Annotated in this window: 9 protein-coding genes; 3 read left to right on the top strand and 6 right to left on the bottom strand. The window is 69.4% G+C overall.

The window, feature by feature from the left end; genetic code table 11:
- Positions 1 to 363, bottom strand: coding sequence for a site-specific integrase (locus AC08OU_RS17265; protein ID WP_476605326.1), 363 nt, complete (start codon positions 361 to 363; stop codon positions 1 to 3).
- Between the two features lie 807 nt (positions 364 to 1,170).
- Between AC08OU_RS17265 and AC08OU_RS17260 the strand changes: the two genes are divergently transcribed.
- Positions 1,171 to 1,632 (top strand): PPC domain-containing DNA-binding protein, encoded by a 462-nt coding sequence (locus AC08OU_RS17260; protein WP_476605325.1) that lies wholly within the window; start codon positions 1,171 to 1,173, stop codon positions 1,630 to 1,632.
- 160 nt (positions 1,633 to 1,792) lie between these two features.
- Here the strand turns inward: AC08OU_RS17260 and argS are convergent, their stop codons facing one another.
- The 4 genes from argS to AC08OU_RS17240 are packed head-to-tail and all read right to left on the bottom strand — an operon-like array spanning position 1,793 to position 6,934.
- Positions 1,793 to 3,595 carry an arginine--tRNA ligase gene (gene argS, locus AC08OU_RS17255; RefSeq protein ID WP_476605324.1) on the bottom strand — a complete coding sequence of 601 codons (1,803 nt, stop codon included), beginning with the start codon at positions 3,593 to 3,595 and terminating at the stop codon, positions 1,793 to 1,795.
- A 53-nt stretch (positions 3,596 to 3,648) separates the two neighbouring features.
- Positions 3,649 to 4,452, bottom strand: coding sequence for a nucleotidyltransferase domain-containing protein (locus AC08OU_RS17250; protein WP_476605323.1), 804 nt, complete (start codon positions 4,450 to 4,452; stop codon positions 3,649 to 3,651).
- 2 nt (positions 4,453 to 4,454) lie between these two features.
- Positions 4,455 to 5,411, bottom strand: coding sequence for a methyltransferase (locus tag AC08OU_RS17245; RefSeq protein WP_476605322.1), 957 nt, complete (start codon positions 5,409 to 5,411; stop codon positions 4,455 to 4,457).
- Complete coding sequence (locus tag AC08OU_RS17240; RefSeq protein ID WP_476605321.1) at positions 5,408 to 6,934, bottom strand: pyridoxal phosphate-dependent decarboxylase family protein; 1,527 nt, start codon at positions 6,932 to 6,934, stop codon at positions 5,408 to 5,410. The genes AC08OU_RS17245 and AC08OU_RS17240 overlap by 4 nt, the downstream gene beginning before the upstream one ends.
- A 322-nt stretch (positions 6,935 to 7,256) precedes the next feature.
- Here AC08OU_RS17240 and AC08OU_RS17235 point away from each other — a divergent pair, with 322 nt between their 5' ends.
- Positions 7,257 to 8,960 carry a helix-turn-helix domain-containing protein gene (locus AC08OU_RS17235; protein ID WP_476605320.1) on the top strand — a complete coding sequence of 568 codons (1,704 nt, stop codon included), beginning with the start codon at positions 7,257 to 7,259 and terminating at the stop codon, positions 8,958 to 8,960.
- 41 nt (positions 8,961 to 9,001) lie between these two features.
- Complete coding sequence (locus AC08OU_RS17230; protein ID WP_476605319.1) at positions 9,002 to 10,045, top strand: asparaginase; 1,044 nt, start codon at positions 9,002 to 9,004, stop codon at positions 10,043 to 10,045.
- A 56-nt stretch (positions 10,046 to 10,101) separates the two neighbouring features.
- Here AC08OU_RS17230 and AC08OU_RS17225 read toward each other — a convergent pair.
- Positions 10,102 to 11,057 (bottom strand): transposase (locus AC08OU_RS17225; RefSeq protein WP_476605318.1); only part of this gene is annotated, 956 nt, incomplete at its 5' end.

Here is an 11,057-nt window from a genome sequence, read left to right as displayed (position 1 = left end):
TCAGTGCTTGCGACAGTATCCTTTAGCGTAGTGAGGCGACCCGCAGGCTGGGTGATCGCATAGCGGTTTCGATGTGGAGGCAGGATTCTGATTGCCAATGCCTAGAGAATTCAACCATCGATACCAGTTTGTTAAGGCTGATCGTGCCTGCGATCTTGCTGAGATTTTCCCTGCGTAAGTTTCCAGATACTCGGCAATTTGGCTCGGGCTCCCGTGCAGGACATCAGCCCTACCCTGGCACCAGTCGGCCCAGCTCCGAACATGGCGCTCGTATGCCCGGGCAGTACCTGAGGAGGCGAGCCCCGCGAGCCATACCGCAAGAAGCTCCTCTGCTCCCGCGTCATGATCAGTCACGCCGCGCATCTAACAGATGCCGGCTCTAATCTGCAAACGCCGGGCTTGGCGCCGTACTCGGGGCGCTCAAGACCGGACGACATGACCGTGCGTCGCCCCCCGGCCATGAGCGCGGTGGCCTCACGGACGCCCGTGCCGTCACGCGGGCAGTCGCGCGCGGCGAACTCCGGCGGCGGCAAGTAGGCGCTTGACGCTCCTCAGGCTTAGTTCGTACGTGGCTGCGAGCGATGTGGCTGTGGCGCCGGCGCGGTAGGCGGCGATCAGGTCGGCACGGGTGCGTTCGTCGAGACGGTCTTGCAGGCTCCACGGCAGCTTCGGCGCCGATAGAGCAACGGTGTCGACGTCCGACCGACGAGTGATGGCGCATCGTCGCAGGTCAGCGACATGTGAGGTGTGCGAGTACGAGGCGAGCACCTCCACAACAAAACCGCAGGTCAGAGGCTTGCTCTCAAGATCGAGAGCGAGCCTCTAGATCATTTGTCAGCAAAATGTCAGCAGACTTCGCCGGACTTGGCCGGATTCCGATGGACGCGAACGTGGCGTATGTCACACGAATCTGCTGTCGGGTGCAGTGGTGCAGAAGCAGGCGAACCATGGCGAAAGCACCAGGCCCTCGTAGGGGTGGTGACTGTGCGTAGCGCAGCTAGGGTGGGGCGCGGGCGGCCTGGCGCCGCCGCGTGGACTGCGTGGCTTGCCACCGTGCGCTGTCTCGATCACTGCGAGGCCGGTCGCGACGAGGGCAACTCGCCCGGGGGGTTACGGGTTTCGCTGACGGGGCGCCGAGGGCGACGATGATCGTCTGGGACAGTTGGGCGCATGCAGGCGCGTCAGGTACAGGCCGGTCGGACGTTCGTGGTCGTGTTCGAGCACGGGGACGACTTCTTCCCCACGCTGGAGGCCTTCTGCGATGCGGAGCGGGTCTCCAGCGCGTACCTGCCGATGTTCATTGCCGGCTTCGAGTCAGTCGACTTGGTCGGCACCTGCAGGCGTCTGAGTGATCCGGCGGCCCCGGTCTGGGATGCCGTTCAGTTGAGCAACGTCGAAGCCGTCGGGGGAGGAACGCTGGCGCGTGACCCGGAAAGCGGCGCCCTGATGCCTCACCTGCACGTCGCCTGCGGGCTCAAGGAACACTCCGCCGTCGGTCACACCAGCCACCTGCTCGGCGCCAAGGTCCAGTTCCTGGTCGAGATGGTCGTCGTCGAGGTCACCGACCCCGCCCTGCTGCGCCGCAGGAGTCCGGACCTGTACGACGTGCCCCTGCTCGGCTTCCGGTCTTGATCGAGGTGTGAGCGGGCGCCGGCGGTGACCGGGTGGGCTGGGCGGACCGTGTTCGCCCAGCCCACCGCGGCGTGACCTCGCTACCTGTCCCGCATCCTGCGACCCCTGGTCTTGTTCGGTTGCCGGCAGCGGGGTCGAGCTGCTGCGTGCCCAGGGGTCTTCACATGACGCGGGGGGCGGCGATGCCGAGCAGGTCCAGTCCTTGGGCGAGGGTGGCGGCGGTCAGACGGCACAGGGCGAGCCGGTTGCCGCGGACGGCGGGGGTGGGGGCCTTGAGGACGGGGCAGGCTTCGTAGAAGTCGGAGTAGGCCTTGGCCAGAGCGAAGAGGTAGCCGCACAGGCGGTGGGGTTCGTAGCTGGTGAGGGACTCGGTCAGGACGGCGCCGAAGCTGTCGAGAGCCAGGACCAGCGAGCGCTCGGTGGGGTGCAGCGGGGCCGTCAGGTCGATCTCGTCGGGGCGGCCCGAGCTGGCGGTGGCGCCTTCTGCCTGGAGTCCGGCGCGGTCGAGGATGGAGCAGAGGCGGGTGTGGGCGTATTGCAGGTAGACGCCGGTGTCGCCGTTGAAGGCGGTCATCCGCACCGGGTCGAAGGTGTAGTCCTTGATCCGTGAGGTGGACAGGTCGGCGTACTTCACCGCGCCGATCCCGGCCTGTTCGGCGATCTGCTCGATCTGAGCATCGGGCATCTCGGGGTTCTTCTCCTGGACGGTGGCCCGGGCCGAGGCGACGGCGTCGTCGAGCAGGTCCGACAGGCGCACGGTGCCGCCGGATCGGGTCTTGAAGGGCCGCCCGTCCGGGCCGAGGACGGTCCCGAACGGGACGTGGCGGGCCTCGACGTCGTCGGTGAGCCAGCCGGCGCGGCGGGCGGCGGAGAAGATCAGCCGGAAGTGCAGGGCTTGGCGGGAGTCGACGACGTAGAGGATGCGGTCGGCCTTGAGCTCGGTGGTGCGGTAGCGGATGGTGGCCAGGTCGGTGGTGTCGTAGCCGTAGCCGCCGTCGCTCTTGCGGACCATGAGCGGGATCGGTGACCCGTCCGGGCCGGTGACGTCTGGGTCGAAGACGCACAGGGCGCCCTGGCTGTCCACCGCGATGCCGCGGCGTTCCAGCTCCTCGGCGACCTGCGGGAGCATCGGGTTGTAGAAGGATTCCCCGGCCACGTCGTCGTCGGTGAGCAGCACCCCGAGCCGGGCGTAGAGGGCGTTGAAGGCGCCCTGGGACTCGGCGATGATCGCCCGCCAGGTGGCCACGGTGGCGGCGTCTCCGGCTTGGAGGGCGACGACCCGGGCGCGGGAGCGGTCGGCGAAGGCCGGATCGGCGTCGAAGGCGGCGCGGGCGGCCCGGTACAGGCTGTCGAGGGCGCCGATGGCGTCGGTTCCGGCGTCCAGTTGGTCGGCGTGCCAGGGGGCTTCAGGGTGCTCGTCGAGGTACTGGATCAGCATCCCGAACTGGGTGCCCCAGTCGCCGAGGTGGTTCTGCCGGATCACCTCGCCGCCGAGGAAGGCCAGGATCCGGGCGAGGGCGTCGCCGATGATCGTGGTCCGCAGGTGCCCGACGTGCATCTCCTTGGCGATGTTCGGGGCGGAGTAGTCGATCACGGTGCGTCGGCCGGTCTCGGGGCGGTCGAGGCCCAGCCGGGGCGCGGCCAGCCGGTCGCGGACCTGCGCCCACACGGCGGCGTCGGTCAGGGTCAGGTTGAGGAACCCCGGGCCGGAGACCTCGGCGGCGGCGATGACCTGCCCGGGGCCGGTGGCCAGCTGGCCGACGAGGTCTCCGGCCACCTCGGCCGGACGGCGCCGGGCCGTCTTCGCCAGGCCAAGAGCGGCGTTGGCCTGCAGGTCGGCGTGGTCGGAGGGCCGCACGAGGGGGTCGGCGTCAGCGTGGTCGGGCAGGACCGCGGTGATGCTTCGTCGCAGCGCGTCGGCGACCTGGTCGGTCAACGAGACGACGACGTGCTGCTGGTCCATGTGGTGCTCCAACTCGGGAAGGGCGATCGGGCAGGACCGGACATTGGTAAGGATCACTGCCGCTGTGACGGCAGCCAGTATCCCAGGGCCGTCGTTGCGGTCGCGGTTCCTGCCCAAGACGGTCCGGGCCGCCAGGTCGCTTCGCGGACGGGTGCGGCGATCCGTGGCGGGATGAGCCGGTGCAGTCCCCGGTTGAGGGTCGCCAGAGCCGACGGTGAGCGGTGGTAGCCGAGGAAGTCCTCCCCGGTGGCTTCGCCTGGCCCGACGAGGATGGCGTCGAGCGCCTGGCCCAGAGTGAACCCGGCCAGGCCGGCGGGTTGTCGCTGATCGGCCAGAATCCGCATCGACAGCACGGCCAGGGAGGCCTCCGCTGCGTGGGTGTGTTCGGTGAAGGTGTCCACGTCGCCACCGAGGAAGACATTCGGGCTGGTCAAGGCGTTCAGGATGAGTCGCTGCTTGAACAATGCGGAGTTGAGGTAGGCCGCGTCCGAGGGCACCGCCGGGGCCACCGGCTGACCCGGGACGGCCGTGCTGGGAAACGCGGCGTGGGACAGGGCGGCACGCACCTCGGCGTGGGTGGCGACGAGCTTGACCTCGTAGGCGACCTCGGTGTCCAGGTGCAGGCCATGTTCGCGGTGCAGCTGGATCAGACGGTCCTGCAGCCGCCGGGCCTGGGTCGGGGACGGCGACGCCGGGGTCACCTGGAGGACATCCAGGTCCGAGGAGGGCCCGTGCTGGTCGCGAGCGTGGGATCCGTAGGCGATGCAGTACCGGCCGGGGCCGAGGAGTTGGGTTGCCAGGCTGCGGGCCGCCGAGGTCAGGGGGTCCGGCAGGGGCAGCGCCGTCCGCCTGTTCACCGTCACGTGCGGGGTGGCAGATGGGCGGCACCGACGCCGCCGCGATGGAAGTCGATGAGGTGAACCCCGGAGGGGAGGGTCACCGTGTGGTCCGCGTTCGTCCAGCGATCGACGAAGTCGTGGACAGCGTCCATGACCTCCCGATCGGTCGTCAGCTGGGGCAGATCCTTGAAGTGGGCGGCGGTGAACCAGCGCACGGCGGTGGCCCGGTCGGGAGCGAGCGCGACTCCTGGGGACCTGGTCCAGGTGAGGGCGCCGAGCCCGGCGAGCTCGGCGGCCAGCAGGTGCCGGTGAAGAGTGGTGCGCGTGTAGGCGCGGTCGCCGAAGGGCGTGGGGGCGACCTTCTCCCAGGCCCAGGTCACCAGGCGTTGCTCGGGGCTGTCGGAGTCGAACAACAACGCGAGCAGGTGCCCGTCGGGGGCCAGCAGGTCGAGCAGCCCGTTGACCAGAGCGCCCGCCGCCTGGTCCGCCTCCTGCAGGTCGGTGATCGGGACGATGCCGGTCGCGTCGAGGGTCTCGAAACAGGCTCCGAGGGGGTAGCTGAGCGACCAGAAGGCGCTGACGAGGTCGAAGCTGCTGCGGTGCCCGTTGCGCAGCAAGTGGGTGACCGCGTCGCGGGTGTCGGCGCACAGGGTCTGGGCCTGCGGAAAGCGGTCGGCGAACGCTTGGGTCATCACCGGGCTGTAGTCGCAGCCGAGCAGGGTCGTCGCGTAGGGGGCCGTGCGGTCGGTGACCCGGCCGGTGCCGCAGCCGAACTCCACCACCCGCCACTGTTGCCGGTCCTGACGGCCTGCGGCCTTCGGGTCGTCGTAGTGGCTGGTGAGCCAGTCGGAGACGAGGTCGGTGTCCTCCTTGCCGGCGAAGAAGTGGCGCAGGAGGACCTCGTCGTAGACGCCGGGTTCCTCGTAGACGGCCCGGAAGCCGGTTCGTGGCTGCGACGGGTTCCCCTCGGCGATCACAGGTTCTCCTCGTGGGCGCGTCCCAGGGCGATGACGGCCTTCAGGGCTTCGCGCAGGTGCGTGTCGGTGACGCGGGTGTTGCCGGCCAGGAACCGCAGGGGGCGCACGAGGGCGCCGCCTCGCAGGCGTCCCTCGTCGTCGGGGAGTCCGAACTGGTGGAGGAACCAGGTGCCTTCGTCGAGCAGGGTGTCGTGGATCGCTTTGTTGACCTGGTTGACGTGTTCGACGTCCCGATCGCTGGCCCGGCCGGGTCTGACGCCTCGGGGCAGGTAGACGAACGCGACGGCGGTGAGGTCGGGCTCGTGCAGGCGCAGCAGCCGCTCGTCGGAGTCGACCAGGTCCACGAAGGTGTTTCGCAGCGCGATCCGCTGCCGGATGATGCGGGCCAGTCCCTCGCGGCCGTGGTGGCGCATCATCATCCACAACTTCAGCGACGCCCAGGGGCGGCTCCCCACGAAGGGCGTGACCTGTCCGAACGCGAAGTCCTCCTGCATGATCAAGTCGGAGTGGCTGGACACCGAACGCAGAACCTGCGGATCACGGACCAGCAGGGCGCTGAGGCTGTAGGGGACGGACAGGACCTTGTGCGGGTCCACGGTGATGCTGTCGTAGTCGGCGATTCCCGCCAGCAGGCTCGACAGGTGCGGGTCGCAGGCTGCCGCCAGTCCCCAGCACGCGTCGGCGTGCAGCCACGCGTGCGGCGCATGGTGCCGGACCAGGTCGGCGACCCTGTCCAGATGATCCACGGTCTGGGTCCGGCTGTCCCCGGCGTAGGCGACCACGGCCCCGATGCGTTCGCGGTGCTCGGTCAGTGCGGCGGTCAGCGACGGCAGGTCGTAGCGGAAGGAGGTCGTCGCCACCTCGACGGCCGCGTCGCCCAGCCCGATCCACGACAGGGCGCTCTTGATGCTGTAGTGCCCGATCCCTGCCGGTACCAGCACGACCATGTCGTGGTCGCTCTTGACGCCCGCGTGCATGGTGCCCGGCCGGAACCGTTCCCGAGCGAGCATCATCGCCACCGTGTTGCTGGTGGTTCCTCCCGAGGTGATGATCCCGCCGACGTCCCAGACCGAGCTGACCGAGCACAGCGACGGATTGGGGTAGCCGAGCAGTTGGCGCAGCCACCGCAGCACACTCACGTCGACGAAGGTGGCGCTGGGGGAGTCGAACCCCTGGTTGATGAGGTTCTGCTGGGTGAACGTCGCCAGCAGCTCGCCGATCAACGCGCCGGGATCATCGCCGGTGTCGGCGAACCCCAGGAAGCGAGGGCTGGCTTCGTTCTTGCACCAGGGCAGGATCTCGGCCTCGAACTCCTCGATCAGGCCTGTCAGATCGGTGCCGGCTTGCGGGAGATCCCTGACCAGCAGGTCACGCAGTTGGGTGGCCGTCGCGCGCCGGCGGTAGGCGCTCTCGTCCGCCTTGAACCGGGTACCCACCGCGACCGCCTGATGGAACAGCTCCCTCGGGTCGTCCAGATGAGTTGCCGGCCGTTCCCGCTGGGGTGCTTGCCCCGGGATCGGCATCTGTGGCTCCTTTCGCCGTCGGGCAGGGCTCCCGGTGTCGGGCGTGGGCGCTGATGGAGCGCGCGGAACCGGCGTTCCGCGCCGAGCGTGACCGGTCCACAGCCAGGACGATCGAGACGCCATGACAGGCACACTCACCTCATCTCCCATCAGGTTTCCGCGAACCCTCAGCCGTGGTGACGGACGGTGATCGAACCCCTGGGAAGATCACTCATGGCAGTAGGGTTTGCCTGCGTCCGTCACCATTGGACCCACTCGGGTCTCGTCATGGCAGAAGCGGATGTGGACAGTTCGTGTTGTCCACTTCCGGGGAAGGAGGCCAGTGCCCCAACCTCCGCGAGAGCTGAAACCCTGGGCCGGTACCCGCGACTTCTTCGGTGCCGAAGTCCGGCATTGGCGGCTGGCCAGAGGATTCACTCAGGACGAACTCGGGCGTCTCCTGCTCGTGAGCGGTGACTCCGTCGCCAAGATTGAGAAAGCGGAGAGGTGGCCCCCACCAGGCTTCGCCGCCGACTGCGACCGTGTCCTGTCCACCGGCGGAATCCTCGCCCGGCTGCTTCCCCTCCTGGAGGAGGAGAGGCGGCGCCCCTCACCGGGCAGCAGCCAAGGCCCCGGAGTGGGGAGCCCCATCGTGGGATGGGGTGACGACGCTGATGCGGACTATGCAGCAAGCGAAGCGGACAAGACGCCCGCAGGGGTTCCGCCGCACCACGACCTGGCGGGCACCATCAACCTGAGACTCGGTGCTGAGGGGCAGGTGTTCGCGGTGATCGGCCGACGCACGTTCCTGGTGTCAGGGATAGCAGCCGCCGCCGGGCCATGGGCTGGTGCGCAGCCACTGCAGCCCGCGACGGACCTGTCCGGTCTCGCCCAGACCGCACGCGTCCGGTGGCCGGGGACGAGCGTGCTGGCAGCGGCATCCTCAAGCGGTGCCGATGGGACTCTCGTGCTGCCAGGAGGTGTCGCCTTCGACGGAGCCCGGGCATCCGTTCGCCTGGCCCGAATTCGTCCTGCAGGAGTCGCCCACGTGGAATTGGCCGCAGCGGATCGAGCCGGCGACGTCCGACTCGTCGTGGGGTCACTTGACGCCGCCGACGGCCCTCGCTTCTATGCGGTTGACGCTGCCGCCGCCCGGCAGGGCACCGCGAACTCGCAGCCTCTGCGAGTTCCCCTGGCCTACGAACTGGACGACCTGACCTACGCCGCGCTCTGGGCAGCGACGAACCTGGACGACGCCCTGCTGGCCGGCGACGCCTCCCTCGATGACGCCTACCGCCGCATGAGGCCAGCGTCCTGGGAAGCGGGATCGGAGGCGGCCCACGAGCAGACCGCCGGATTGAGCGCGCCTGCCCAGATGTGGCTGGGCTCCAACTTCTGTGCCCAGCACATCCTCCACCACCTCGACGACCACCGAGAGGCGCCGGTCTTCTGGACCCGAGAGCAGCGGGGGGAGGAGGCCTCCACCTGGCTGTTCTTCCGCCACAAGCAGGAGTACCTCCAAACGACCAGTGCGTTCTTCCGCCGCGCCGGCGCTCGAACCTCGGCGAGGGTCTTCTGTCTCCCCGAGGACGTCGTGGAGTCGACACGCCGACCCGAGCGGATCCTGCTGCTCCTGGCTGTGGCTCAGATGGAAGCGCTGGGGGTCCGCGCGGTCGTGACCGTGGACCCGGCCTACACCGAGGTCCCGGGATTCCTGACCGGCGGTGGGAACCAGGCGCTGGTGGCCACGTGGGTGCGAGACGCCAAGGCCTGGCACGTCGACCCCTCGCCGGGGGTCTCGCTCAGCCGCGAACTCCACCAGGTCGTCGGCGACAGCCTCAACGGCTCCCTCCTGCGCGCCGCCTCCTCCGCAGGACGGCTGGAAGAGCTGGCGCACTACCTGGGCCTGGACTGGAGGTGGCTGCGGCGCCGCGCTCGTCAACTGGCGGCCTCGGGGTGGGGTGGTCTGATCAACCCCCGTAGCAGGCTGCTGTCCGCGCGGGGACTGGAGGTCGCCTGTCGCCATCTCGCCGCCATCGACGCCTGAGGAAGAATCCGCGGTAGGCGTACAGGAAGGAAGACCGACCAGTGACCGACTCCGAGCACGGCGGCGCCCAGAATGGCGGCCTGGCTGTGGGCGTGTTCACCCTCGGCGGGACCATCGCGATGAGTGCGAACGCGGCAAGCCAAGGTGTGGCGCCGACGCTCAGCGCGGCGGATCTCCTGGACGCCGTCCCGGGACTGCAAGCCGCTGGCGTCGCCGTCGAGGTTCATGACGTCCGTTGCCTGCCCGGCGCCTCCCTGCAGTTCGCCGACATCGTCGAACTGGTGCAGACCATCCGCCGACGTGTCGACGACGGCGCGATCGCCGGTGCCGTGGTGACGCAAGGCACCGACACCATCGAAGAGACGGCCTGGCTGATCGACCTGCTCCACGACGGTGACGCCCCGATCGTTGTCACCGGGGCGATGCGCAACCCCACGATGGCTGGCGCCGACGGCCCGGCCAACATCCTGGCCGCCGTCCAGGTCGCAGCCTCACCCGCGGCGCGAGGCTGCGGCGCCCTCGTCGTCTTCGCCGACGACGTCCACGCCGCCCGCCACGTCCGCAAGACGCACTCGATGAGCATCACCGCCTTCACCTCCAGCAACAGCGGTCCGATCGGCCGGGTCAGCGAAGGAACCGTGCAGCTCTGGAGCCGCCCCGCCCCGGCGTGGAAACCGGTGACGGAACACCCCGAGCTACTGAGCCGGCTGCACGAACCACGCGTCGCGGTCCTGACGGCGCTCCTTGGGCAGGACGACGAACTCCTACGGACCGTGGGCCCGGCCTGCGACGGCTTGGTGGTCGCCGGGTTCGGAGCCGGCCATGTCCCGGCCAGTTGGGCGCCGGTCCTGGGGGAGCTCGCGGCCCGGATCCCCGTCGTCCTGTCCACCCGAACCGGAGCCGGGCCGGTGGCGTCAAGGACCTACGGGTTCGCCGGTTCGGAATCCGACCTGCTCGCCCGAGGACTCATCGGCGCAGGCTTCCTGGACCCCTACAAGGCACGGATCCTGCTCCAGGTCCTGCTCGCCGCCGACCTCAAACCAGAGGAGATCCGGGACGTCTTCGCCCGCTACGACGCCTGCTGACCGCGAGCGGGCATGTCACCGGGGCGGGACTTCAAAGCGCTGTCACGCCGTGCCGTTTAGCGCCGATTTTCACGCAGCGAATTGGCCCTCAACTTCGGGGTGTCAGGCGTACTCGTAGTGCAGGGTGTGGCCGTTGAGCCAGGGGATGGCGAGTTTTTCGGGGAGGTCGGCTTTGGTGCCAGGAACCGTAGGGTCTTGGGTTCGGCGTTGGCCAGGTCGCCGTCGAGGGCGATCAGCTTGAGCCAGGCCAGCAGGGAGACCGCGAGGGTGGCCAGTTGCAGCCAGGCGGCGTTGCGGTGGTAGTCCTTGCTGGGCAGGCGGGTCGCGCCGCATGCCTTGGTGTCTTTGATGTCGTCCTCGACGTGGGCCTGGGTGCGGTGCCGGGCGTCGAGGAACTGGACCTGGGTGCCGGGTCCGCCGGTGGCGGTGTTGGTCGCGAAGGCGCCGTGGCGCCAGTGTGGGTCGTGTCCGAGTTCGGCCTGCTCACCGGGCCGGCGCGGCGTGCGGCGGGCGATCACCCGCAGGTCGGTGGGCCAGCCCTGGAGCTGGTCGGTGAGGTGCCCGTCGGGCCCGGCCGAGTGGCGTAGTAGCCCGGTCAGGTCCGCCACCTGGGCCTGGTCCCGTCCGCCGGGGCCGAGGTCGGGCGTGCCGTCGGCGCGCAGCGCGGTGGTCCAGTCCTGCTCGCGCAGCGCCTCGATCGCCGCGCGGGTGCGGGCATCGACCGGCCAGCCGATCGAGTACTCCACCCGCCGCCCGCGCCGGCCGTAGCCGCCGCTGGTGGTGCGGGCGGTGTTGAGTTCGGTGAGATGGTCGATCAGGGCGTGGGAGAACCCGGCGCCGTCCACGGTGACCAGCAGATCTGTTCGCCACCCCGGCGGCAGTTGAGCGATCGCCGCGTCCAGCACCGCGATGTGGTCGGCCGCGGTGAACGACCCGGCCGACCCCGGCCGCAGCATCGTCGCGAGGTTGTCCCCGACGTTGCTGCACCACGCGGTCAGCGGGTGGCACCATG

The organism is Frankia sp. CcMO1 (assembly GCF_977945845.1).
This window is presented reverse-complemented; position numbering and strand designations above follow the sequence as displayed.

Coding starts and splice junctions, on each gene's coding strand:
- AC08OU_RS17240 (WP_476605321.1), bottom strand. CDS start 6,934: ATGCCGATCCCGGGGCAAGCACCCCAGCGGGAACGGCCGGCAACTCAT.
- argS (WP_476605324.1), bottom strand. CDS start 3,595: ATGGACCAGCAGCACGTCGTCGTCTCGTTGACCGACCAGGTCGCCGAC.
- AC08OU_RS17260 (WP_476605325.1), top strand. CDS start 1,171: ATGCAGGCGCGTCAGGTACAGGCCGGTCGGACGTTCGTGGTCGTGTTC.
- AC08OU_RS17265 (WP_476605326.1), bottom strand. CDS start 363: ATGCGCGGCGTGACTGATCATGACGCGGGAGCAGAGGAGCTTCTTGCG.